Source organism: Candidatus Marsarchaeota archaeon, assembly GCA_023485295.1.
Taxonomy (GTDB): Archaea; Micrarchaeota; Micrarchaeia; order Micrarchaeales; family Micrarchaeaceae; genus Micrarchaeum_A.
Genome location: JAMCZQ010000002.1, coordinates 125,739 through 148,257, shown reverse-complemented (window position 1 = coordinate 148,257; position 22,519 = coordinate 125,739). Strand labels below are relative to the sequence as shown.

23 protein-coding genes, 2 tRNA genes and 1 other RNA gene are annotated in these 22,519 nt (G+C 49.3%); 12 read left to right on the top strand and 14 right to left on the bottom strand.

All coding sequences use genetic code 11. The annotated features are described in order from the left end of the window. Positions 1-65 precede the first annotated feature (65 nt). The 7 genes from M1125_01320 (at position 66) to M1125_01290 (ending at position 5,419) form a co-directional block, all read left to right on the top strand. On the top strand, positions 66-881 hold the full coding sequence (locus M1125_01320; protein MCL5404463.1) for a hypothetical protein: 816 nt from the start codon (positions 66-68) through the stop codon (positions 879-881). A 177-nt stretch (positions 882-1,058) separates the two neighbouring features. Then, positions 1,059-1,349 (top strand): hypothetical protein, encoded by a 291-nt coding sequence (locus M1125_01315; GenBank protein ID MCL5404462.1) that lies wholly within the window; start codon positions 1,059-1,061, stop codon positions 1,347-1,349. Positions 1,350-1,486: 137 nt separating this feature from the next. After that, positions 1,487-1,559: transfer RNA gene (locus tag M1125_01310), tRNA-Gly, on the top strand. A 334-nt stretch (positions 1,560-1,893) separates the two neighbouring features. Next, positions 1,894-2,292, top strand: coding sequence for an NUDIX hydrolase (locus M1125_01305; GenBank protein ID MCL5404461.1), 399 nt, complete (start codon positions 1,894-1,896; stop codon positions 2,290-2,292). 86 nt (positions 2,293-2,378) lie between these two features. Continuing rightward, positions 2,379-3,986 carry a hypothetical protein gene (locus tag M1125_01300; protein ID MCL5404460.1) on the top strand — a complete coding sequence of 536 codons (1,608 nt, stop codon included), beginning with the start codon at positions 2,379-2,381 and terminating at the stop codon, positions 3,984-3,986. Next, positions 3,983-5,248 (top strand): amidohydrolase family protein, encoded by a 1,266-nt coding sequence (locus tag M1125_01295; GenBank protein ID MCL5404459.1) that lies wholly within the window; start codon positions 3,983-3,985, stop codon positions 5,246-5,248. Before M1125_01300 ends, M1125_01295 begins: the two co-directional genes overlap by 4 nt. A gap of 54 nt (positions 5,249-5,302) precedes the next feature. After that, a tRNA-Met gene (locus M1125_01290) sits at positions 5,303-5,419 on the top strand. A gap of 6 nt (positions 5,420-5,425) precedes the next feature. On the opposite strand, the gene M1125_01285 is transcribed toward M1125_01290, so the two are convergent. From M1125_01285 to M1125_01260, 6 genes are all read right to left on the bottom strand, one after another. Next, positions 5,426-5,605: a hypothetical protein gene (locus M1125_01285; protein ID MCL5404458.1), complete on the bottom strand. Its 180-nt coding sequence runs from the start codon at positions 5,603-5,605 to the stop codon at positions 5,426-5,428. A 9-nt stretch (positions 5,606-5,614) separates the two neighbouring features. Then, entirely contained in the window at positions 5,615-5,830 is a 216-nt protein-coding gene (locus M1125_01280) for a hypothetical protein (GenBank protein MCL5404457.1), read from the bottom strand. 12 nt (positions 5,831-5,842) lie between these two features. Next, an RNA gene (gene rnpB, locus M1125_01275) (RNase P RNA component) lies at positions 5,843-6,074 on the bottom strand. Positions 6,075-6,118: 44 nt separating this feature from the next. Beyond that, on the bottom strand, positions 6,119-6,535 hold the full coding sequence (locus M1125_01270) for a hypothetical protein (GenBank protein ID MCL5404456.1): 417 nt from the start codon (positions 6,533-6,535) through the stop codon (positions 6,119-6,121). 11 nt (positions 6,536-6,546) lie between these two features. Next, complete coding sequence (locus tag M1125_01265) at positions 6,547-6,744, bottom strand: NFYB/HAP3 family transcription factor subunit (protein MCL5404455.1); 198 nt, start codon at positions 6,742-6,744, stop codon at positions 6,547-6,549. 93 nt (positions 6,745-6,837) lie between these two features. Beyond that, positions 6,838-7,416 (bottom strand): GNAT family N-acetyltransferase, encoded by a 579-nt coding sequence (locus tag M1125_01260; protein ID MCL5404454.1) that lies wholly within the window; start codon positions 7,414-7,416, stop codon positions 6,838-6,840. A gap of 58 nt (positions 7,417-7,474) precedes the next feature. Between M1125_01260 and M1125_01255 the strand changes: the two genes are divergently transcribed. Then, entirely contained in the window at positions 7,475-9,487 is a 2,013-nt protein-coding gene (locus M1125_01255) for an MFS transporter (protein ID MCL5404453.1), read from the top strand. Positions 9,488-9,500: 13 nt separating this feature from the next. Here M1125_01255 and M1125_01250 read toward each other — a convergent pair whose 3' ends face one another. The 4 genes from M1125_01250 to M1125_01235 are packed head-to-tail and all read right to left on the bottom strand — an operon-like array spanning position 9,501 to position 12,816. Next, positions 9,501-9,671: a hypothetical protein gene (locus M1125_01250; GenBank protein ID MCL5404452.1), complete on the bottom strand. Its 171-nt coding sequence runs from the start codon at positions 9,669-9,671 to the stop codon at positions 9,501-9,503. A 20-nt stretch (positions 9,672-9,691) separates the two neighbouring features. Continuing rightward, the gene (locus tag M1125_01245) at positions 9,692-10,408 is read right to left on the bottom strand and encodes a succinate dehydrogenase (protein ID MCL5404451.1); all 717 of its coding nucleotides are present in this window, start codon (positions 10,406-10,408) and stop codon (positions 9,692-9,694) included. Then, positions 10,409-11,161 (bottom strand): succinate dehydrogenase/fumarate reductase iron-sulfur subunit, encoded by a 753-nt coding sequence (locus M1125_01240; GenBank protein MCL5404450.1) that lies wholly within the window; start codon positions 11,159-11,161, stop codon positions 10,409-10,411. Beyond that, positions 11,158-12,816: an FAD-binding protein gene (locus M1125_01235; protein ID MCL5404449.1), complete on the bottom strand. Its 1,659-nt coding sequence runs from the start codon at positions 12,814-12,816 to the stop codon at positions 11,158-11,160. The genes M1125_01240 and M1125_01235 overlap by 4 nt, the downstream gene beginning before the upstream one ends. Before the next feature lie 259 nt (positions 12,817-13,075). Between M1125_01235 and M1125_01230 the strand changes: the two genes are divergently transcribed. The 3 genes from M1125_01230 to M1125_01220 all read left to right on the top strand — a co-directional run bounded on the left by M1125_01230 (position 13,076) and on the right by M1125_01220 (position 16,446). Next, entirely contained in the window at positions 13,076-14,464 is a 1,389-nt protein-coding gene (locus M1125_01230; GenBank protein MCL5404448.1) for an aspartate ammonia-lyase, read from the top strand. A gap of 117 nt (positions 14,465-14,581) precedes the next feature. After that, on the top strand, positions 14,582-15,853 hold the full coding sequence (locus tag M1125_01225) for an NADP-dependent malic enzyme (GenBank protein MCL5404447.1): 1,272 nt from the start codon (positions 14,582-14,584) through the stop codon (positions 15,851-15,853). Positions 15,854-15,864: 11 nt separating this feature from the next. Then, entirely contained in the window at positions 15,865-16,446 is a 582-nt protein-coding gene (locus tag M1125_01220) for an AAA family ATPase (protein MCL5404446.1), read from the top strand. 4 nt (positions 16,447-16,450) lie between these two features. On the opposite strand, the gene speB is transcribed toward M1125_01220, so the two are convergent. Then, on the bottom strand, positions 16,451-17,347 hold the full coding sequence (speB, locus tag M1125_01215) for an agmatinase (protein MCL5404445.1): 897 nt from the start codon (positions 17,345-17,347) through the stop codon (positions 16,451-16,453). A gap of 166 nt (positions 17,348-17,513) precedes the next feature. Here speB and M1125_01210 point away from each other — a divergent pair, with 166 nt between their 5' ends. After that, positions 17,514-18,851 (top strand): hypothetical protein, encoded by a 1,338-nt coding sequence (locus M1125_01210; protein ID MCL5404444.1) that lies wholly within the window; start codon positions 17,514-17,516, stop codon positions 18,849-18,851. A 121-nt stretch (positions 18,852-18,972) separates the two neighbouring features. Here M1125_01210 and M1125_01205 read toward each other — a convergent pair whose 3' ends face one another. The 3 genes from M1125_01205 to dnaK all read right to left on the bottom strand — a co-directional run bounded on the left by M1125_01205 (position 18,973) and on the right by dnaK (position 22,504). Then, a complete protein-coding gene (locus tag M1125_01205; protein ID MCL5404443.1) occupies positions 18,973-19,356 on the bottom strand; it encodes a hypothetical protein in 384 nt (127 codons plus the stop codon). Between the two features lie 115 nt (positions 19,357-19,471). Next, positions 19,472-20,605, bottom strand: a complete 1,134-nt coding sequence (gene dnaJ / locus M1125_01200; protein MCL5404442.1) for a molecular chaperone DnaJ — start codon at positions 20,603-20,605, stop codon at positions 19,472-19,474. A gap of 57 nt (positions 20,606-20,662) precedes the next feature. After that, positions 20,663-22,504, bottom strand: a complete 1,842-nt coding sequence (gene dnaK, locus M1125_01195; GenBank protein ID MCL5404441.1) for a molecular chaperone DnaK — start codon at positions 22,502-22,504, stop codon at positions 20,663-20,665. Positions 22,505-22,519: the final 15 nt, after the last annotated feature.

Genomic DNA, 22,519 nt, shown 5'->3' with positions numbered 1-22,519 from the left:
CTTTAAATAGGCGACCGAAATGTTAATATATCTGAAACCTACGCTATTAATAAATGGTGGTATAGGTGGGGCGAAATAGATTAGCGTGGGGTAAAGGCAAGGCTGGGCAGAGCAGCTTGGAATACCTTGTCACATACGGATGGGCTTTGCTCATCGTGGTTGCTGCGACAGGGCTTCTGTATTTCTATGTGCTGGTGCCTGCGAACCTTCCTTCAAATACATGCACGTTCATAGTAGGCGTACAGTGCGACAGCTATTATGTAGGGATAAATCCTGCAAACCACAGTGCGGTCAGGATAGGCATGCTTGCAAGCAACCCGGAATATTACCCGATAAAGGATCCAGTAATGGTTATAAGCTTGGGAAGCACGAATTTCACTTCTAGCTGCACTCCGCAATATGTGAGCCCTGGCGAGACCTTCATATGCAATGCGAGCGTGCCGGACAGCTTTGGCAAGTCGCTCAGGTCCAACGTATACATAGAGGATTACAACTGCGGCCTTAGCAAATACGGCGAGTTTAACGGCACATGCGCGGATCCGCCTTTGCAGGTGTACAAGGGCGTGCTGGACTATGCCGTGACGCCAGGCGTGCAGGCAGGCAAGACAGGAGTGGCGATAAGCCCAGGGTACGTGGCAGTTAGCGCAAATGGGGCACAGGACCCATTGAATGTGTCATTTTACTTCATGGGCTCAAGGGCAAACGACGTTACGCTGAACCTGACGCTGAACAACAGCATTGCTAAGCTTGAAAGCAGCAACACGTTTACAGGCTCTACAGGAGTGGCTTCGGATTACATATACAGCACACACCCAGGGGAAGTAATGGTGACTGCACATTATGACGGCTATTCGAACAGCACAGTAGTCACATTCACGTGAATTGGTCTGGCCCGCGCTTCTGCACGGGCTTTTGCTTCTTGTTCTTGCTTTATTCTTTGATGCATGCTTTGGTGCTTGCAGTAGATATTTCTAATTATTTATTAGAAAGTTCCACAAAAGGCTTATATATAACAAATACCGAATAATAAACATAGGTGAAAAACCGTAGTTGGTCCAATGGACGACGAATTCGAAAAAAGGGTAGACGAGGTGGGGGAGTTCGCAGATGAAGAAGCAGGCGAACAGGACATCGAGGCATTGGCGGCGGCGAAGCTGAAGGAAGTGGATTTCGGCCCATTCCTGAAGGCAGTAACGAATGAGGAGCCGGATGCGAATGCAGAAGCCGCCCTTAAGAGCTTCCTGGCAGAAACGGCATTAGAAGTGATGAAAAAGGCAACGGTAGTCAAAAGAAGGAAGCAGATGAACAGGCTTGGAGCAGCAGCGATAATAATAGCTGCAAAAAGCTAAAAAGATAAACCAGTAAATACGGCGCCGCGTTTGCGGCGCCAGCTCCCAAAATTGCTCGTTCTTATTTTGGTCCTTTTATAGAAAGGGATTTTAATATTAGTTTTAAATCTATTCTGGCTTTAATTTAGAGTATGGCTGCGATCGTAGTCTAGCCTGGTAGGACTTTGCCCTTCCAAGGCAAAAACCCGGGTTCAAATCCCGGCGATCGCATTTCATATTTACTAGGAAGGCGCCAAGGCGATGCACATCCGCATGTACTGCGATTACGAGGCAGAAACGGAAGGGAAAGCATTGAGTTGAAAGGGGGCTCCATAAGTGAGTGTTTATGTCTGGTGTGTCTTTCTTCCTCCGAAGCGAACACTAATCTACCGTCGACTATTGCAGCAGAACAATGATCATGTGATATCGGCCAGTTAAAGCCAACTACTATGCCCATTTGATGAACCTATTGTTTTAATAATATCAACTGTTTATTTTAATAGTTTGCATATGTGTTTTCATGAACATAAGGGAAACTAAAAGGTTAGTACATATCATTGTAATAATGAACAGGAAAGATCCTGCAATATTATATCTTCTAAGGGCAAAAAACGACAGAAAGAACTCAAATGCTTGGACACTTCCCGGCGGAGGGGTTGAAACAGACGAAACGGCAAAGGAGGCGGCAGTGCGCGAGCTACTTGAGGAAACAGGGTTGAAAGTATCTTCAAGAAGATGGCGCAAGTTATCAACGATAAATTATGTAGGCAATGATGGAATAAGATGGCAGACATCATTTTTTGTCTGTATCGATTTAAACCTAGAACTAAGAAATGTTACCCTTTCTAGCGAACATGAAGGAAAGCGATTGCTACACATGCGTAAGATTAGAAGCCTTAAATCAGATCATTTTATAAAGAAGAACTATTCTAGAATTAACGTATTATACCAAAAGCTGAAGTAACTTAGGTGGTTGAATGAAATATGCAGTCTACGGGACAGTATACAATAACAAACAAACAGTCCCGACGATCGCACATAGTGGTCATAATGGATGGGTATGAATTTGATGATAATGCCATAAGGAACGGCTTGGGCAAGCTCACTTATTTTGAACTGACGGATAAGGTGCCAGTGCTCACGCGCAGTGAAATGAAAGTCGTAGAGCTCCTAGAAGACGTTTCCGAAATAATAGATTCAGTATATGCAGAGCAGATATGCCCTGCAATGCTTGACGTGGTCCGAAAGCTTGGGGAAAATAGCAGTGGTGCAAACAGCGAAAGGCTGAAGTATGCATTGTTCAACAAATCGCCGTGGGACATATTCAACGGCCTGAAGCCATTTATAACAGGCAATGGCATATGCAAAGGCGTGGCTGTTTACCCGGAAGGCATTGCTAAGGAGGAGCTTGAGAGCGCCATGGCCAAGGGGGAAATAGACCCGAGCGCTGCAAAAAGCTATTATACTGCAATAGAAAGGCATGGCAACAGGCTTGTTGCAGTGGCCTACGCAGACAAGTATAGAAAATTGCTTGAAAAGGCTGCGGCGAAGCTGAACGAAGCGGCCAATGCAGCAGACAATAAATCGCTAAGCGCCTACCTGAAGGCCACGGCAAATGCGTTCCTGTCCAACGACTATGACGAGCAGCAGAAGCTTTGGCTTAAGCTTGACAGCAGGATAGAGCCCACAATAGGCCCGTACGAAACGTATGACGACAGGAAATTTGGCTACAAGGGATTTTTCGAATCGTATGTAAGCATAAGGAACGATGAAGAAACTAGAAGGCTAAAGGTCTTTGCAAGCAAACTCGAAGAGATAGACATGTCCATACCGATAGAGGCAGGGCTGGATTTCAGAAGGAAGAGCCAGGCAAATTCTCCCATAGTGGTCGTTGAAGAGATCTATTCTGGAGGCATGGCAAATGCAGGCTTTACCACTTCCGCGTTCAACCTTCCCAACGATGAAGCGATTAGAAGAACCCATGGCTCCAAAAAGGTGCTGATGAAGAACGTAATAGATGCGAAATTCGACGCATTGCACATGCCGGTTGCGGAAAGGCTGCTCGATAAGAAGCAGCTAAGCCTTATGGACAAAGAGGCGCAATTCCTTTTCATACTTTTCCATGAGCTTTCGCACGGGCTCGGCGCAAGCGAAGCAAGGATCGGAAGCGAATATGTTCCGGCGTCCATAGCACTTAAAGAGCTTTTTTTGCACATAGAGGAGGCGCGTGCTGACATTACTGGCATTTTCTGCGCTATGCATTTTGCCAAGCAGGGCATGCTAGGAAGCATATCAATGGAGAGCTTTTACGTCAGCTATCTTGCTGCAGACCTTCTTCGCGGCATGCGCATGGGCCTGAAAGAGGCGCATGCAATGGGCGAAGCCATTGAATACAACTACCTGAAGGAGAATGGCGGGATTTTCTACAATCCAAAGGAAAAGCGGTTTGGAATAGACATGGACAAAATAGAGGCTGCAATAATAAAGCTCGTGAGGGAGCTCAACAGCGTAGAGGCTTCCGGCGATTACGGCAGGGCTGAAAGGCTTACGGAAAAATACTGCCGCTACACGGCAGAGCTTGAAGAGGCTTATAATTCAATAGGGGATTTGCCGGTGGACGCTGTGCCAAAACAGCATAGGCTGCAGGGACCTGCATGAACAGCATATTGATAAAAGGAGCAGACGTACTGCTTCCGGATTTCAGGCAGGCACATGCGGACATATTGGTTGAAGACGGCAGCATAAGCAAGATTGGAAGAATAAATTCGAAGGCTGAAGTTACGATAAATGCACGTGCAGAGGGGCTGGCCGCAATTCCTGGATTCATCAATACGCATGCGCACATAGCAATGGCCGCTTTGCGCGGGCGCGTGGACGGGCTTGGATTGTGGGATTTCATCCGCGAAACATCGGCCTTTGACGCAAGGAATAGCGCAGACATGATATACAATTCTGCAGTATTGGGCATTGCCGAAATGATAAGGAATGGGATCACTGATTTTGTGGACTTCTATTACGGAGAGGATTCTGTGGCAAGGGCCGTGTCTGACATGGGCTACCAGGGCAATCTGGCCTGGGTCGTGCTTGACAGGGACAAAACTACGCAAAATGGCGATCCCGTTTCCAACGCCGAGAATTTCATAAGAAGAAACAGGCATCCGAATGTAAATCCGATGATAGCCATACAGGGGGTATATGCCGCCTCTAAGGATACGATAGGATCGGCATACGAATTGGCTGAAAAATATGACAAAAAAGTAACCATGCACATAGCAGAAACGCAGTTCGAGGTAAGGGAGCACAGGAAAAAATACGGCTTTGGTCCGGTAGAGTGGCTGCACAAATACGGATTCATTAACAAAAGGCTTCTTGCAGTGCATTGCGTATGGCTAAGCAGGAAAGAGGTGGCTATCGTCTCGGAGTCCGGAGCTATATCTTACAACCCTACAAGCAATATGAAGCTTGGTTCCGGCATTGCGCCAGTATATGAAATGAACAAGCGTGGTGCGAGGATAACCCTTGGCACAGACAGCGTGGCAAGCAATAATTCCCTCGATATCTTCAGCGAGATGAAGTATGGCGCATTGCTGCAGGGCGTGAGGCTCAGGAATCCGGGCGCGATTTCTGCTAAGGATGCATTCAGCTTTGCGACGAGCAATGCGTCAGGCTTTCTTTACGGCAGGGCTTACGGGATAGCCAGGGGCGCGCCAGCAAACATCGTGCTTCTAAGGAGATCGGCAAATAGCTTAAGAAGCAGCATCCTAAGCGATGCCGTATATTCTGCAAATCCTTCAGACGTGGCTGCTACCATAGTCAGGGGAAACCTGCTTTACAGGAACGGTTTCGGCGAGGACCTTGCAAAAAAGGTAAAAAGGGCTTCAAAGTACGTTTACGGGCATTTGCCGGAAAAAAGGCCATAGCGGCTTGCAAAAGTAATTTATATATTGTTTGGCTATTTATTGTGCTTTTATTTCGGCGGAGTAGCTCAGCCTGGTTAGAGCGCTAGACTCATATGCATAGCATTATGAGTGATGAGCTTTTTGCGATGACGAGAAATCTAGAGGCCGTGGGTTCAAACCCCACCTCCGCCAAAGCTTCTACACTTTGAGCGCTGTCCTCCTAGATGCAGCTTCGATGCTTTTGCCTGCTATTGCAAGATTGCATGAATTGTGCGTCCTGTCCCAGTCCTCACATCTCTTTGCGAGATTTTTGTCATTGTAATGCAGCATGCATATCTCGCACATGTATGCGCCGAATTCCGCGTCATATATTACCATGCAAGCATCTCACAGCGGGAAATCCTTTGGCAGCTTTGACCTTAACGATTTGTATTCGCCTGTCGTGCCATATTCTTCCCGTATTTTTTCCAGGATTGCCTTTGCCTCTTTTTCTGAAAGGCCGCGGGCGCGTGCGACCATGTGGACAGTGCCCTCAAAATCCTCGTGGCACGTATTATAGCAGTTTACCATGCCATGCATAAGCTCGTTCTCCCTTTCGTCCATGCTCTAAACCTCGGCGGCGGACCGTAGCCCCCTTTCTGTTTTAGGCAGCATTTGACTGAGCGGCTCAAAGGCCTTGCATACTCACTGCGTTTTCATCGGCTCGTTTCATCCGCACCGCGGCGCTCGTAGTGTCATCGCTTATGCCGCGCAGCGGTCTCGTTTCTGTTCCGACTGGGGCCTTAAACCCCTTAACGCTCTGTATGAGGGGAGCTTCCTCCTTTCGGTAAGCTGCCCGTCCGCCGCCAGTATTATTTAGCGTGACCATTAATTAAATGCTTTCCTATGCGGCTATGTCGTAGTGGTTGGCGCAGTCGAATTCGCAGCTGCAATCGTGCTTGTAGCAGTCGAAGTGGTTGGCACGGTAGACGTTGTCGAGGCTACGGCAGGCGCGATGTGGCCACCAACGAAGAAGTTGTATATGTCAGCAAGGAACTTCAGGCTGTACGATATGCTGAAAGAGCCAGTCTTGAAGAAGTAATAGGTTGTCGATATCAGTATTATCAGCAGCACAAGGACCAGCAGCCCGGTTATGGCGTACTTGAAAAACTTGAAAAGCACAATTATGACTATTATTATCAGCACTATTCCCACTATGGCCCTGTAAGCAAGCGGCACAGTGGTGGTCTGGTTCGCTACAGTCGAATTTATTATTGCAGTAAAAAGTGCAAGAAGGGCGAAAGCAGAAATAAGTTTATTGGTTGCCATTTTATCAAACCCTATTGGAAAGCAAGCTTTATATCTGATTCTTCAACGGTTTTCCTTTTGGCGTGCTTTGAAAGCTTTACGGACTTCGATGCAGCGTCGAAAGCGAGCTTGTTGATTGTCTGATGGAATGCGTCAAGAGCTTCCTTGCTCACGCGCTGAGCGCCTGCTTCTTTAAGCATCTTCCTTATGCTAGACTTCTTTATGTACATGCGTATCTGCCCGCAGGTATGCCATTCCTACCCTTTGTAGTATATGAAGGTAAAATTAATATAGGCTGTGATGTGGCTGATGCACCGCGCATGTCACCGCTCCACCCTTATTGGGTATTTGCTCCCGAATTCCCTGCTCAGCAATCCAAAAAGCAACTGGTCTGCAGGGCCGCTTTTTGTGATTACGGCCTCCTTGAGAAGGCCCTCGCGCCTGAAGCCTAAGGATTCCATGAGCCTTATCGAAGGCACGTTTGTGGCTATGGATGTGGCGTATACCCTGTTAAGCTTCAATTCGCGAAAGCAGAATTCCAGGAGCATCGACACTGCCTTGCTCGTGTATGCATGGAGCCTGTACTGCTTGCCTGTCCAGAAGCCCACTTCGGCGCTTTTGCTGAAACGGTTGACATTGCGCGCTCCCACGAGCCCTATAGGTATGGATTTTGGCAGCAGGCTCACAAGAAAGTCATACGATATGCCGAGCTGATAGTTTGCTATGGCCGATTCTACAAGGGCGTTTGCATCTTCTAGCCTGTATGGATTGGGGAATTCCCCGACCGAGCCAACATTACTCGCTATTGTCTCGTCATTCGCCAGCTCTGAGATTGCAGCCGCATGTTCATATGTCGGTATCTCCATTTCCAGGCCGGCAGTATCGGAATACACCTTAAGCATGCAAGCGCACCTTTTATATCTTTCCCAAGGACATAATAATAAGTTTTGCGTGATTGCTTTGGCTTCTGACGCACAGTCAAAAATACACGATATTGAAAGCTCTGGCATTACAAGGTCGCATATAAGGGTAATGCTGATTTCTGGCATGAGCTTTTTTACTGACGCGTATGACCTTTTTGTGATAGGCGTCGTGCTGCTTATGGTTAGGGGAATGTTTAGCCTGAGCGCAGTGCAGCTCGGCCTCCTGGCCAGCATAGCGCTGTTCGGCGCTGCGATAGGCCCGATCATATTCGGCTTCCTTGGGGACAAAGTCGGGAGAAGGTATACGTACTGGCTTACCGTATCCATACTCATAGTGGCTGCCATAGGCTCGGCATTATCTTTCAGCTTTATACAGCTCGTTTTGTGGCGCTTTATACTGGGCATAGGCATAGGGGGCGACTATCCGCTAAGCGCGACTATAGTGGCGGAATACGCCAACAAGAACGACAGGGGCAAACTCATATCATCAACGTTCGCAATGCAGGGCTTCGGCATAATAGCTGGTGGTATTCTGGCTGTCGCGCTGCTCTACCTGAACGTGCCCATAGGCATAGCTTGGAGGATACTGCTTGGTGCAGGGGCAATACCTACGCTCACCATACTTTACGCAAGGACGAAGCTTGCAGAAACCCCGTGGTACAGCCTTTACAAGAGCAGCGCTGCGGGCACTGCGCAATCCAAGGGTAGAAAAGCGCGCAGAGCAGGCAAGGATTCGTTGCACAGTTTCAGGATCGGCTTCCGCGACCTGTGGCAGAATAACTGGAAATACATGATAGGCACTACGGCCTCTTGGTTTATCCTTGACGTTTCGTATTACGGGACGTCTATTTTCACGCCTTATCTTGCGACATTCTTCGGCTTCAGCGGCCTATTCGGCCCTACGCTTGCATCAGCGCTTATACTCATAATAGCTGCAGTGCCAGGCTATTGGGTGGCTGTCGCGCTTATAGACAGGGAAGGCCGCAAGCCCATGCAGCTTTTTGGATTTCTCGCCATGTGCGTGCTGTTTGTAGTGCTTGCCCTGCTTGGCAAAACCATACTTGAGGCGCTGCCCCTGGCGTTTTTCGCGATATACGGCCTTACCTTCTTCTTCTCGAATTACGGGCCAAACACAACCACATATGTATATCCTGTTGAGCTTTACCCTACGCAATACAGGGCAAGGGGCCATGGCGTCGCTGCGATGGCAGGCAAATTCGGCGCTGCGATATCAACGCTTGCATTTCCTGTGCTTATATTGCAGATAGGCAAATTCGGCGTAATGGGAATGCTGGGCGCAGTGGCGTTTGTCGGATTCATAGTGACCATAGTGTTCCTGCCTGAGACAAAGAAGAGGTCGCTGTTTGAGACGTCAGGCGAAACTTCAATGCTGCTTGTCACGCAATCGCTTTACGCGCAGTTCGAGCTCATGATAGAAAAGATTGACGAATCGATGCTTATACTCAGGAAGCGCATTGAGGGCAAGATCGACAACGAAAAGCTTTTCCAAGACATAAAGCGCAACGAGCATGAATGCGACGTAATAGTGCATGATGTATTGGATTACATAGCCAGCGCAAGGCTCAACAGCATGACTTACAGGGACGTATCGCACATGGCTGAAAGGCTTGACGACGTAATGGATGGGATAGAGGCCGTTGCGGCAAGGTTCAAGATATACGAGATAGACAGCATAGAACCTGCAATGGTTGAAATGGTCGATGATACTGAAAAATGCATAGAGTATATGAGGGACAGCGTAGGCCTCATCAGCGGGCTGCAGGGCAACAGGAACGCTGCAGACCAGATAAGGGAGAACGCCATCAGCGCTGCAAAATACGAAAACATGGCCGACGACCTGCTGCGCTCATCGCTGCATGAGATAATCAAGGCGCAGGACTTCAGGTATGTCATCAAGTACAAGGAGGTTTATGAGCACATGGAAAGGATAAGCGACAGGTGCATGGACGTCATAGATACCATAAACGACATAGTGATAAGGTATATCTACTTTAGCAAGGGCCGCAGAAGGCTGAGCCTGCATTCATAGAAGCGGCATTCGCTTATGGCAGCACTATTGAAAAGAAGAACATCAGGAACCCTATGACCGAAAGCGCTACCACATATTGCTCCTGCAGTGCTGCATATTTGTGGAGCAGCGCAGCTGCGCCGAACACCATGAACGCAAGGAAGAATATTGGGTACCTGAATCTCGACGGCAGTATCTTTCTCATTCAATCACTCTGCTCATGCCTCATATGTGCAATATGTGTATAAATGTCACATCCAGCGGTATTCCGGCAGCAAGCGCCCTTATGTAGAGGTCTACAAACACGAACATTATGAGGCTTGTCCATGCCAATGCCTCATGGTGTGCGTTCAGCTTCGACTGGAAATTGAAGAACGAATTCCTCTGCTTTCCTGCATACTTGCAGCCATAGCAGTCGATCCTGCCGCCGGTGAGATGGCGGACCGCATGGCAGGAGAACACCCATATCGTGACCATCAGGGCATTTGCAAGCAGTATCAGGCTTGCAAGGCGTATTATAAGGCCTCCGCCGAATGTGATAGACACATAAAAATCATAAAAGAAAAATGGCAGTATCAGAACTGAAAAGTACATGAAGTACCTGTGCAGGTTTTCCACCCTGAAAAATCCTGTCTCGCCGGAATACGTGCGTTTTGCTGAATCGCCCCTTGAGTCAAGCGCGCAGGAGACCGGATGCTTGAACACGTGCCTGTGGTAGTCCTTCCTGTACGCATAGCACGTGAGCCTGAACAGGCCGACGAACGGAAGCACCAATATCGTCGGCGAATAGAAGGGGTCTATAATGCCTTTGTACGGCTTGACTGGAAATTCCAGGAGCAGCCATATTGTAAACGCCACCAGGAATATGAACGAGTAAAGCCTCCAGTTCGGCTCAAGGAATTCCGCAGGTATCAAGCTGTGCAGGCTTTTTTGTGCGTCCATTCAAACTCCGCCTTTCTTTTTTCCGCGCTTTTTGAAAAACATGGCTATGGGGTCGTAGCTGTTGTCGACTGCCCTCTCCTTTTCCTGTATTATCGCGTTATCCGTTATCTTTATGCCCTCAGGGCATACCTCCTGGCAGCATTTCGTAATATTGCAGTACCCCAGGCCGCCCTCCTTGTTCAGGTATGCAGACCTGTCAAGGGTGTCCATCGGGTGCATGTCAACTGAAGCGGCTTTTATCACATGCCTTGGCCCTACGTAAGGCTCTTTGTGCTCCCTTACCACATGGCAGACGTCCATGCACAAAAAGCACTCTATGCATTTCCTGAACTCCTTAGTGCGCTCGACGTCCATCTGCGCTATTATCCATGGGCTCTTGAGCCCGGGCCTTGGCTGGAATGCAGGAATTCGCCTGTCTATCTCGAAGTTTTCAGAGACGTCGGTAACTATGTCCTTGACAAGAGGAAATGCCGCCATTGGGGCTACCTTTATTTTGTCGCCTAGCAGGTCAATCCTGGTCTTGCACATTAGTGCAGGCCTGTTGTTTATTTCAGCTGCGCACGAGCCGCATCTGGCTGCCTTGCAGTTCCATCTCACTGCAAGCGTCGTATCGATATTTTCCTCAACGTACCTTACGGCATCAAGCACTACCATGCCTTCTTTTATAGGCACCTCGTACTCGACGAACTTTCCGATGTCACCTTTGACGTCAGGATCCTTCCTGAACACGCTCAGCTTCACCTTATCGCTCAATCATACACCTCTGGTTTTACAAGCTTCTTTAGATCGTCAGGCATTTCAGCAAGCGGCTTCGTAGAGAGCTGCATGTTCCCTTTCGAATCGATTTTGCATATTATGTTTTTCAGCCATTCCCTTGATTTTTTCGGATAGTCGCTTCTTGCATGCGCGCCGCGGCTTTCCTTCCGCATTATGGCGCTGCGCACTATCGCTTCTGTAGCTATTAGCATATTGCCAAGCTCAAGGCACGCAAGCAGGCCTTTGTTGTACTTGAGTGACCCGTGCACTCCTGCATTGCCGTATTGCGATTTTATCTCGTTTATCACGCTGAGGGCCTTTTGCAGGTCGCCTTCGTTTCTAATTATGCCGACGTGATCAGACATGTTCTCGCGCAGGCGCCCCATAAGCTCGTTTGGGTTTGTGCCGCTGTCCTTAAGGAATGCCTCGACCTCGCTTGCAGCGGCTTCAATGTCATTGGCGCTTATCTGCGGCTGCTTTGCTTTCTTTGCATATGCGCTTGCGGCTTCGCCAGTGCGCTTGCCGAATACAAGTATGTCTGCCAGCGAATTGCCGCCAAGCCTGTTGCCGCCGTGCAGGCCAGAAGCGACTTCGCCTGCAGAGAATACGCCCTTGACATTTGTTGCACCAGTCTCTGCATCAACCTTTATGCCGCCCATCTGGTAGTGCACTGTAGGCGCAACTTCCATCTTCTGCTTGGTTATGTCAACGCCGGCGAAGTCCTTAAACTGCGAATACATGCCAGGCAGCTTGTGCTTTATGAAGTCTGCACCCTTTTGGCTTATGTCAAGGTAAACGCCGCCGTGCTCAGTGCCGCGGCCTGCCTGTATCTCATAATATATGGATCTTGCCACTACGTCTCTTGCGTCAAGCTCCTTTTTCTCAGGCGAGTACCTTAGCATGAATCGCTCGCCCTTGCTGTTCGTAAGTATGCCGCCTTCGCCCCTCACCCCTTCGGTTACGAGCAGGCCTTTTACCCCTGGCGGATAAACCATGCCAGTGGGGTGGAACTGTATCATTTCCATGTCCTGCAGTTCAACTCCTATTCTATAAGCCAGGCCGAGGCCGTCGCCAGTAGATTCCCACGAATTTGATGTGACCTTGTAGACCCTGCCGCAGCCTCCGGTAGCTATTATTATCGCCTTTGCCTTGAATAGGTAGAATTTGCCTTCGCGCATGGACAGCCCGAAGGCGCCGCCGAAGGACTGGCCTGATTTGAATAGCTTTGTTATATAGATCTCGTCAACAACCTTGACGTTCTTGTGTATTATCTGGTCTTCCAGAGTTCGTATTATTTCAAGGCCCGTCTTGTCCCCTACGTGGCAAAGCCTCCTATATGTATGCCCGCCGAACGCCCTCTGCATTATCTTGCCTTCCGGAGTCCTGTCAAATATCGCCCCGAAGCGCTCAAGCTCAAACACCCTTTCGGGAGCTTCCTTTGCAAGAATCTCCGCCATGCGCCAGTTCGACAGGTATGCGCCTTCGACTATCGTATCGGAAAAATGCACCTGCCAGTTGTCCTTGGAATCAACATTGCCCACTGAAGCGGCTATGCCGCCCTCAGCCATGACGGTATGCGCTTTGCCAAGCACTGATTTTGAAACCATTGTGACAGTTGAGCCGTTGTCCAGGGCAGCGAGAGCGGCACGCATCCCTGCGCCACCGGCGCCGATTATGAGTATGTCGGATTCGATGGTCGTATAATCTGTCACTTGATTACCTTATAGGAATTATTCCCAATTGGAAGTAAACAAATATAAACATTATATAAAATTCAGGACATTTAAGCAGGGATGACTTGCCCATTTGCAAAATTGCTGCCTTGCTTGCTCTTTGCGCTTGCTGTATGATAATACCAAAATAACTTAATTAGTGCACTGCAATAGCTTATTGGCAATCGTGGTGTTCGACATGGGATATAGGATAGAAAGCGATGTGCTAGGGAAGGTAAGGATTGATTCCGAAGCATATTATGGCTCTGAAACCGAAAGGGCCAGGTTGAATTTTCAGATTTCGGGCATGCACATACAAGAAGAGTTCATAAGGAGCTACGCAATGCTTAAGGAGGCTGCCGCAGTCGCAAACATCAAGGCGGGAAAGCTCGACAAAGCCAGAGGCAAGGCCATAATAGAAGCCGCAAAGGTCGTTGCCAAAGGCGGCCTTTCAGACCAGTTTGTATTGGACGTCTTCCAGGCCGGCGCAGGCACAAGCACGAACATGAATGTAAACGAGGTCATAGCAAACAAGGCCATAGAGCTGCTCCATGGCAAAAAAGGCAACTACAAGCTCGTGCATCCCAACGACCACGTGAACATGAGCCAGTCTACAAACGACACCTATCATTGCGTAATAAGGATAAGCGCGTATACATATGCGCACGCGTGGCTGCTGCCAGCGCTCGAAAGCCTTGAGAAAAGCCTTGCAGCAAAAGCGCGCGAATTCGGCAAGATCTACAAGATAGGCAGGACGCACCTGCAGGATGCTGTGCCGATGACCCTCGGACAGGAGTTTTCAGGCTATTCCGGCTCGGTCAGGCATGTGCGGCTTGAGCTTACCAGGGCGCTGGAATCCATGCTTGAGCTTCCGCTAGGTGGGACTGCAGTAGGCACAGGCATCAACACGCCGAAAAACTACCAGAGGTATGCAATTGCTGAGCTTTCCAGACTCTCAGGCTTTAAATTCAGGCCTGCAGGCGACATGTTCGCAGTGATGCAAAGCGAGCATGCTGAGCTTGAAGTCGCAAACGCGCTTAACGATGTCGCTATTGCGCTGAACAGGATAGCCAATGACATACGCCTGCTAGGATCCGGCCCTAGGGCCGGGCTCAACGAGCTGATACTGCCTGCAGTGCAGCCTGGCTCCTCCATAATGCCTGGGAAGATAAACCCAAGCATGGCGGAGATGCTGAACATGGTGTGCTTTCAAGTCATGGGCTGCGTGCATACGATTGCAGAAGCAGCCAACGCTGGGCAGCTGGAGCTGAACGTATTCATGCCGGTAATTGCGTACAACATGCTTTTCGCGATAAGGATATTGTCCAATGCGTCAAACGCCTTCAATTCCAGATGCGTGATAGGCATAAAGCCGAACACCGAAGCGATAAAAAGGAACCTGGAGATGGACATATCCCTTGCCACTGCGCTAAGCCCGTACATAGGCTATGCAAAGGCTGCGGAAATCGCGATGAAAGCATATAAGGAGGGCAAAACAGTAAAGGACGTGTGCATCGAGCTTGCGATAATGGACAGGGCAAAGCTTGACAGGATACTTGATCCTGAGCGCCAAGCAAAGAACGGCTGAATGCCGAGTAGAGCTAAATAGCTTGTTGCTGCATATAATTGTTAATTCAGGCATGCGCATTCAAGTTCCTCGGCTGCCTGCATATGCATTTGATTATGTTGAGTACAAGGTGGTTTTATGGCTACAGATGACCAGATATTGGAAGCTTATGGCTCTAGCAAGGGCAAGATAGAAACTGCACCGAAGGTGAAAATAGCTGACAGCAAGGACCTTGCGCTGCACTATACGCCAGGCGTTGCCACTGTGTCGAGGGCCATAATGGCCGACAAGTCGAAGGTTTTTGATTACACTGGAAGGTCAAACAACATTGCCATAATATCAGACGGCAGCAGGATACTTGGCCTTGGGAACATAGGGCCTGAGGCTGGACTGCCTGTGATGGAGGCAAAGGCGCTGCTGTTCAAGAAGTATGGCGGGGTTGATGCAATACCGCTGTGCATAGGCACGCAGGAGGAAGAGGAGATAGTCAGGTTCGTTAAGAATATTGCGCCTTCGTTCGGCGCATTCAACATAGAGGACATAGAAAGCCCTAAGTGCTTCAGGATCGTTGAAAGGCTGTCAAAGGATCTTGACCTGCCGGTGCTCCACGACGACCAGCATGGGACAGCAATGGTAACAATCGCAGCACTGATAAACGCGATGAAGCTGTCGGGAAAGGATATTACAAAGTGCAGGATAGTGATAAATGGCGCAGGCGCGGCTGGCATAGGCATAAGCAGGCTGCTGGCTTACATGAAAATAAAAAACGTTTACGTGGTGGACAAGTCAGGGCTATTGTATGAAGGAAGAGAGACGAACATGAACGAATTCAAGGCAGACATTGCCGCGCGAACCAATCCTGAAAAAATGAATGGCACATTGAAAGATGCGGTTGAGAAGGCCGATGTGCTCATAGGCGTTTCGACTGCGGGTGTTTTTACAAAGGACATGATAAGCAGGATGAACGAGAAGCCCATAGTATTTGCACTTGCAAACCCTGTGCCTGAAATCTCTTACGACGATGCAAAAGCTGCAGGTGCATTTATTGTGGCTACAGGGCGCTCCGATTACCCGAACCAGGTAAACAACATACTGAGCTTTCCGAACATAATGAGGGGCCTGCTTGATTCAGGAGCGAAAGGCGTGGATTATGACATGCTCTACGAAGCGGCAAAGGCTCTCGCCAAGACTGTGGGCAAGGACCTCAGGGTAGACCATATACTACCTACGCCGTATTCGCCAAAGGACATGATAAAGGTGCTTTCCGGAGTGGCGACTGCTGTGGCGGCAAGCGCCGTGAAATCGGGCAATTCGAAATTCAGCAATGTTGACATTACTGCGATAGCTTCCAAGGCAGCAAGGATCATAAGGAGGAATATAAGGATAGAGAAAGTGACTACAAAGCTGTAATGGCGCATTAGATGATAATCTGCATAACTGGGATGCCAGGGGCCGGAAAGACGGAAGCCGGAAATATGCTCAGGCAGCACGGCTTCAAGGAGGTCGAAATGAGCGCCACTATAAAAGAGCGCATGAAACGCGAGGGCATTGAACTGGACAACAAGAACATCCGCGAGTTTTCCCTTAAGCAGAGGGCATTGCACGGCAACGATGTGGTTGCCAGATGGACCATGGAAATGATAAAGGACATACCTGAAAAGGATCTGCTGATCGTAGGGCTGCGCAGCGAGGACGAAGCAAAATATTTTAAGAAGTTTGAAGAGGTCAAGATAATATGCATTACGGCACAGAAGGAGACACGCTTTGAAAGGCTGAAGGCCAGGCATAGGGAGGACGACCCGAACACGTACGCTGACTTCGAATACCGCGAAGACAAGGAGAAGCAGTTTGGAATAGAAAGCGCGATTAAGCACGCTGATTATATAATACACAACAACGGCACAATCGCGGATTTGGAAGGCAAAGTTTCTGAGGTATTGGAAGAATTAAGGGAGTATGAGCGCAGGATGAAGCAGGACAAGCAAAAGCGCAATGCCGCCTGACACATTACTGCATGCTGCTTTTGCGCAGCGAGTAGCCGATCAGCATGTATGCAAGCTTTGCAGCCAAATAATCCGGGGCCTTTAGGTATGGTATAGGCGCGAGCTCTGATATGTCTGCGCCTAGGAGCTTATGCTCGGAAAGCACATATTTTAACAGGCTTGTAAGCTCTTTGTAGCGCATGCCGTCAGGCTCCGGAGTCCCGACGCTTGGCATCTCAGATGGATCCAGCACGTCCAAGTCTATTGTTATGTAGATGTCGCCTTTCACATTCCGGCTTATCCAATCTTCTGCCTTTCCTGGGCCTATGCTGTGGATGTCCTTCATGTAAAGTATGCTGCCGCCCTTGTTGAAGCTTGCCTCGTCGATGCTCCTTACGCCTATGCTGTAGCAGTTGCCTGCTAGCTCTTTTGCCCTTGAAGCCACGCATGCGTGCGAATACCTGCTACCCATGAATTCATCGCGCGAATCCGAATGCGCGTCGAAATGCAGCACGCTGAACTTTCTCCCCGCATCGGCGAGCGCCTTGATCGCGCCAAGAGCTATCGTGTGCTCGCCGCCAAGAAGCAATGGCGTCTTTCCGTCTTCCAGCAAGATTGCGACCTCCTTGGCTATGGCGTTTACCATTGCCGCAGGGGAATCGACATTTGGCTCCAGCTCTTCTAGCGTGAATATGCCTGACTTGCTGGGATCGAAACCAAGCTCCTCGTTGAACAGCTCGATATGCCTGCTTGCATCTATTATCGCCTTTGGGCCTTCCCTCGCGCCAGCGCCATAGCTGACTGTGGAATCGTAGGGAATTGGCAATACTGCTATGGCCGCGCTTTTATAATCCTGGCTCTCGAGCCCGAAAAGATTCCGAGGCGGCATGCTGTTGAGTATGTGCATAATGCTTATTTTCATGCTAATGATTTAAGCTTTTGCCAGGAAGCGTGCTGCATCAGAGGCACGAATACCGGAAGTAGCCGCATACAGAAGAGGTAGACAAAAGCTTTAAATAATAGTTGCATTACAAATACCTAATTCACATTTGAGTGTGGGGAAAACTCGTAGGAAAAGTGAATAATAAATGGTTAAAAACACTAAGCTGGAGAATCTAGGAAAATTCAATATAGAAGAATTGCCAGGAGAAAGGGTTGTATACCCGGTGCAGTCGCCAAAAAGCAGCAAGGGTTTGGAGATTTCAGCGAATGAGGACTTTGTGATAGCAACCAATATGCGCCTGATTGTTCTCAGGAAGAGCGGATACGAGATAATACCGTACGACAAGATAGAATACCCGTCAGTAGAACATTATGGATTGCTGCGCAAGCCGTACCTTGTAATAAACCTCAGCGGCATGCCCGACAAGCCGATAAGGATAAATGTGAATAACAATCGCCTGCCAAGCCTGCTCATACAGGTAAGCAATATACTGACTGCAAACAAGGATTCGACCTTCGCTTATTCGTATGGCAAGGCAGAAGCTATGCGCGAAATGAGCGAGCGCAGCCGTGTCGAGAGCGCAGCAACAAGCGTCGTAAGCTCAAGCAGCAGGGCCTATGCTACTGTAGAAGTAAGCAAAAGCGCGAACAGCCAGGAAGCGGTAGAGAGCAATGAGCTAGAGGCAAGGGCTTACAATGCCGCCATGAGCATGAAAACAGAAGCAAAGAATGCAGACTTGGAAGAATACAGCAAAGTCCCTGAAGTGCAGCATGTGCCAAAAGCGCAAAGCAATGCCAATAAAATCAGCAAAAGCCCGGTACTGCTCAATACTGTCGCAAGGATAGCAAAAGCCACAGCAAATGCAGCAAGCAGCAGCTTCTCACTGTTCAATATAGTTAGCGAAAAGTTCAAATACAGCATTGACGGCCAGATAGACAATATGACATGGGCTGCAGTGAATAGCGTGCACCATTACGCAGACCTTGGCCAGAACCCTGAGCTTTTCATAGAAAGCCTTGCCATAGGCAAGGTAAACGAGTTTATATCGGGATACAATGCTTATGCTTCATTGGGCAGCATGCTGACAAAACAGCCGCCAGAGAATAAAGCTGCGGTTGTAGAAGGTTCTGCAATTGGCGGCAAGATGTCAGAGAGGCAGGAGAGCAAAGTGACAGAGGCCGCAGCAAAGCAGGACAGCAAAGCAGTTGATATGCGCGGCGCAGGCAGCGAGGACGATACTAAATACTTAAGGGGCATAGATTCTGAGCTGGCTGGCATGCTGAAAACAAGTGACGCGAACGATGCAGTGGCAGCTCAGCAGACACAGCAGAACGCTAAGAAGAAAATAAACCCTGATGAGGACCTACTGATATTCGCTTTGCCAAGGCACAGGTCGCGATTGCGCCTCGATCGTTTGGTGCAGCTAACAAAAGCGCCCCTAAATAAGAAGCAGAAGACCCAGGTTCAGAGCAGCAATCTTTAACCCTTTGCGATTAGGCTTGGCATCGATTTTGAATTGGCACAGCGCTAGCGCTGCAATTGCTTTTCAAAGAATAAAGGAATAAAAATAAAAAAATTAAAATCCAAATGCCGTTACGCTTTGCTTATGCAGAAGCCAGCTTCCCGTATGTTGCCCCGATTATAGCTATTACGAAGCCAATCAGTGCAAGACCGAAGTAGCCGAAGTTCCCTGCAGTTATCCCGACAAAAGCAAAGCCGCCTAGCAATGCCGGCGCCACCCCTGCCTTTGCAAGAGGATTATGCCTCATCAGGTTCGTAAAGCTCACTAGGAACAACACGACTGCGCTTAGCACTCCAACAGCGTACAATACTGGTAGCCATACTGTGCTTACTGCCTGGTAAAAGGCACCCATTGCGCCTGTTCCTGTGCCAGTTGCATACGATAGTACCAAGTAAATAACGCTGCCTATCAATTCCAGTGCGAACGCGACTGGATTTGTTTTGCCTGAAATTGCAGTTTTTGCCATTAAAACCACTATAAATATCTTATTATGAAGGATTTTTAAAGCAATCGCATGCGTTTGCTTATTTAAATACAAATGCAGCTTTCATGGAAAGGCATCGCTTGCGCTGCAAAACCAGCTATTTCCAAAAGCGTTTCCTTTTATCCTGGGAATCCTTTCCCTCAGTTTCCATGTACCTGCGCAGTATCTCCTCCTGTTCCTGTGTTAGCCTTTTTGGCATGTCTATTGCAATGCGTATTATCTCATCGCCTGAGCCTGAGCGGTTGAATCGCGGCACGCCCTCGCCTTTCAGGATTATGGTGTCCCCGTTCTGCGTGCCGGGGCTTACAGTTATCTCCTTGCTGCCCGACAGTGTGGGCACTTCTACCTTGCCGCCAAGGATTGCGGTATAAAACGGTATGCGGACTGCAGTTGCTAAATTGTCACCTTCGCGCTTAAACCTTGGGTCAGACTTTACCTCTATGTCTATGTACAGGTCGCCCCTATGCGAATCGCCATAATCGCCCATTCCTTTGAGCCTCAGCCTTGTGCCGCTGTCGACGCCCCTTGGTATTGAAACGTCAATGTGCTCCTCTTTTTGGATCCTGCCAGTGCCTGAGCACTTCTTGCACTTTTTCTCAGGGATTTTGCCAGTGCCGTTGCATGTGGGGCATGTCGTTATCGTCTGCATTACGCCAAATGGCGTGCGCCTGGTCGCAGTAACCTGGCCGTGGCCCCTGCATGTGGGGCACTGCACCATGCTTGACCCAGGCTCCGCGCCTGTGCCATTGCACCTGTCGCATGCAGTTATGTGCCTTACCAGTATCTGCTTGGTTGCGCCCCTCACTGCGTCCTCCAGGCTTATGCTCACCTTTGCAAGTATGTCGTTGCCGCGGGAGCCGCCTCGCGAGCCTGTGTTGAAAAGGCTGTCAAAAATGTCGTCGATGTTTCCAAAGCCCGAGAAGCCGCCTGCTCCGCCAACGTCAAATCCCATGTTCCTGAATATGTCCTGGAAGTCGAAGCCCCTGAATATGTCTTCCTCGGTATATCTGCGGTTAAATTGCTCCGGGCCGAACGTGTCGTACTGCTTGCGCTTCTCAGGATCGCTTAGCACGGCGTATGCCTCGTTTATCTCCTTGAATTTCTCTTCGGCGTCCGGGCTTTTGTTCCTGTCAGGATGGTACTGCATCGCAAGCTTCCTGTATGCCTGCTTAATCTCATCTCCGCTGGCATTCTTCTTCACGCCCAGTATGTCATAGTAATCTTTTGCCATGGTTGATACGCCTTGCTTTGGCCTGCCAGCAAGCTATTCCGTGCTTCTGGACAGACATCATTTTTCGACCTTGAAATCTGCATCTGTAGCGCCAGGATCGCCTTGGCCGTCATTTCCTGGGGCGCCGTCATTTGGACCGCTGGCTTCCCCAGGCTGGCTCTTGTAGAGCGATGCGCCGACTTCCTCAAGCGCCTTCTTGAGCTCCTCGCTCTTCTCCTTTATGGCATCGTAGTCTTCCTTCTTTATCGCTTCCTGGAGTGAGGCTTTTGCATTTTCAACCTTGTCCTTGTCAGAGCTTTGTATCTTGTCCTTGAACTCATCAAGCGTATGCTCTGCTGTGTAGACAAGCGATTCAGCGTTATTCTTCGCCTCGACCTGCTCCCTGAGCTTCTTGTCCTGCTCTTCATACTGCTTTGCTTCCGCCATCTTCTTTTCTATGTCATCCTTGTTCATCTTGTGCGGAGCTACGATGTCCATGCTTTGGCTCTTTCCTGTAGCCTTATCCTTGGCGGTTACATGGAGTATGCCGTTGGAGTCTATGTCGAATGTCACTTCTATCTGCGGAACGCCACGCTTTGCAGGAGGAATGCCGGTGAGCGTAAACTTTCCCAGATCTATATTGTCCTTTACCAGTGTTCGTTCGCCCTGCGCCACATGTATGTCCACGCTTGTCTGGAAATCCTCTGCAGTGGTAAATACCTGCGATTTCTTCACAGGTATGGTAGTATTGCGCTCTATTATAGGAGTTGCAACCCCTCCCAGCGTCTCTATGCTAAGAGTAAGCGGCGTGACATCCAAAAGCAGTATGTCCTTCACTTCGCCGGTAAGCACGCCTGCCTGTATTGCTGCGCCTAGCGCAACGGCTTCCATAGGGTCTACGCCGCGCTCTATCTTTTTGCCTAGCAGCTGCTCAACGTACCTCTGCACTATAGGCATGCGCGTCGGGCCGCCTATCAGTATTATCTTGTCAAGGCCTGTCGGCTCTAGCTTCGCATCCTTTAGCGCCTGCATCACAGGCTTTGTGGAGCGCTCGATTATCGGGACAACCAAGCTCTCAAGCTTTGCCCTGGTGAGCTGGTACGTGAAATGCACGGGCTGGCCGCTTTTCTGTGCCAGGAACGGAAGGTTTATCTCCGTGGTCACCACCGTTGACAGCTCAATCTTGGCCTTTTCGGCGGCTTCGCGAAGGCGCTGGTATGCCTGGTGGTCGTTCTTCACGTCGATTCCGCTCTGCGTCTTGAATTCCGAAGCAAGGAAGTCCACAAGCGCGTTGTCCATATCTGTACCGCCAAGCTGTGTGTCGCCGCTCGTTGACTTTACTTCAAATACGCCCTTTCCGAATTCCATTATTGTGACGTCAAGCGTGCCTCCGCCAAGGTCGTACACCAATATTTTTTGCTCCTTGTCTGTTTTGTCAAGGCCGTATGCCAGGCATGCTGCAGTAGGCTCGTTCACAAGCCTTACAACATCCAGTCCAGCTATGGCTCCCGCATCCTTTGTGGCCTGCCTTTGATTATCGTTGAAATACGCAGGAACTGTTATGACTGCCTGCTTTACTTCCTCTCCAAGAAATGACTCTGCGTCCTTCTTTATTTTCTGCAGCAGCATTGCTGAGAGCTCCTGTGGCTTGTATGACTTGCCCAATATGTGGTAGATGTAATCCGATCCCATCTTTCTTTTGAAAGCGGTAACTGTGCCGTCTGGATTCGCAACGGCCTGCCTGCGCGCCGGCTCTCCCACAAGGTGCTGGCCGTCTTTCGTAAACGCCACGTAGCTTGGAAAGGCCTTGCCGTATAGCGAGGCGCCTTCGCTGCTCGGTATTATTACTGGCCGGCCGCCTTCGAGCACTGCCGCTGCCGAATTTGATGTTCCAAGATCTATTCCTATTATTTTACTCATTTTATCACCTGCATT